Annotated in this window: 1 protein-coding gene; it reads left to right on the top strand. The window is 73.8% G+C overall.

Annotation, left to right across the window (positions count from 1 at the left end):
* Nucleotides 1-127 precede the first annotated feature (127 nt).
* Nucleotides 128-1,285 (top strand): epoxide hydrolase family protein, encoded by a 1,158-nt coding sequence (locus tag ACFU7Z_RS39485; RefSeq protein ID WP_380782997.1) that lies wholly within the window; start codon nt 128-130, stop codon nt 1,283-1,285.
* Nucleotides 1,286-1,302 lie beyond the last annotated feature (17 nt).

Genomic DNA, 1,302 nt, shown 5'->3' with positions numbered 1-1,302 from the left:
CAGGTACAGTGCCGTGCGGGACGGTGCCGTACGACTGCGGCACCCCCGCACGGACCGGCCGGTACGCCGGCCGCCATCCCTCCGGCGCCGGCCCGGGTCGGCGCACGGTCCCGCTGAGAGGACTCGGATGCGTCCCTTCCGTATCGACATCCCGCAAGAAGCCCTCGACGACCTGGACCGCCGGCTCGCGGCCACCCGCTGGCCCGGCGAAGTCCCCGGCGCCGGCTGGCGGCGCGGCGTGCCGCTCGGCTACCTGAAGGACCTGGCCGAGTACTGGCGCACCGGCTTCGACTGGCGCAAGGCCGAGGCGCACCTCAACTCCTTCCCGCAGTTCCTGACCGAAGTCGACGGCGTGGACGTCCACTTCCTGCACGTCCGCTCGCCCGAGCCGGACGCCCTGCCGCTGGTCGTCACCCACGGCTGGCCCGGCTCGGTGGCGGAGTTCCTGGACGTGATCGGCCCGCTGACCGATCCGCAGGCCCACGGCGGCGATCCCGCCGACGCGTTCCACCTGGTCATACCCTCGCTGCCCGGCTACGGCTTCTCCGGCCACCCCCGGGAGGCCGGCTGGGACACCGCCCGGGTCGCCCGGGCCTGGGCCGAGCTGATGCGCCGGCTCGGCTACGACCGGTACCTCGTCCAGGGCGGCGACTGGGGCATGCCGGTCTCGCTGCAGCTGGGCCTGGCCGACCCGGAGCACGTGGCCGGCGTCCACCTCAACATGCTCGCCACCTTCCCGCCGCAGGACCCGGCCGAGTTCGCGCGGCTGGACCCGGCGGACCGGGCCCGGCTGGAGTTCGCCGGGTACTTCGAGCAGGACGGGGCCGGCTGGCGGAAGATCCAGTCCACCCGGCCGCAGACCCTCGCGTACGGCCTGACCGATTCGCCGGTGGGCCAACTCGCCTGGATCGTCGAGAAGTTCATGGAGTGGACGGCGGCCGGGACGGTTCCCGAGGACGTCGTCGACCGGGACCGGCTGCTGACCGACGTGGCGATCTACTGGTTCACCGCCTCCGCCGGCTCCAGCGCCCAGCTCTACTACGAGTCCAACCGGCTGGACGCCGACTTCCTCCGCACCTGGGCCGGCCCCTGGCCGCTGTCCGCTCCGGTCGGGGTGGCGGTGTTCCCCGAGGACGCGGTCCGGCCGGTCCGGCGCTGGGCGGAACGGATCCTGCCGACCCTCGCCCACTGGTCCGAGTTCGACCGCGGCGGGCACTTCGCCGCCCTGGAGCAGCCCGGGCTGTTCGTCGACGACGTCCGGGAGTTCGCGCGTCGGGTCCGCTGAGCGGACCGTTCACGGAG

Source organism: Kitasatospora sp. NPDC057518 (assembly GCF_042802075.1).
Classification (GTDB): Bacteria; Actinomycetota; Actinomycetes; order Streptomycetales; family Streptomycetaceae; genus Kitasatospora.
Note: the sequence above shows the minus strand (reverse complement) of the source record. Positions and strands in the feature narration are given on the sequence as shown.

Coding starts and splice junctions, on each gene's coding strand:
- ACFU7Z_RS39485 (WP_380782997.1), top strand. CDS start 128: ATGCGTCCCTTCCGTATCGACATCCCGCAAGAAGCCCTCGACGACCTG.